The following is a 281-nucleotide window of genomic DNA, read 5'->3' on the forward strand; positions in this document are numbered from 1 at the left end:
CCATTACCATTTGTAAAAGTATATACCCCATCGGTTACACTTACTGAAGTAGTGTTGGCATCAATAATCACCTCCGTACCGTCTACAGCGGTATGCGTATAGGTGCCGTTGCCATTAGCAACTAAAACATCGGTAGTATTATCCAGGTTAGACTGAATTTCATCTAAAGCATCCTGTACATTGGTAGAGGTTAAACCTGAATTGGTATTGTCATAACCGGAAGCACTTGCATTAGTATCGATGGTCGTAATTACGTCTCCATTACCATTTGTAAAAGTATA

At 39.5% G+C, this 281-nt stretch carries 1 pseudogene; it reads right to left on the reverse strand.

The features are described from left to right. Positions 1-281 (reverse strand): annotated as a pseudogene (locus I6U49_RS16875) (hypothetical protein); the annotation flags it as partial.

Origin of the sequence: Salegentibacter maritimus, assembly GCF_016236915.1 — a bacterium.
Classification (GTDB): Bacteria; Bacteroidota; Bacteroidia; order Flavobacteriales; family Flavobacteriaceae; genus Salegentibacter; species Salegentibacter maritimus.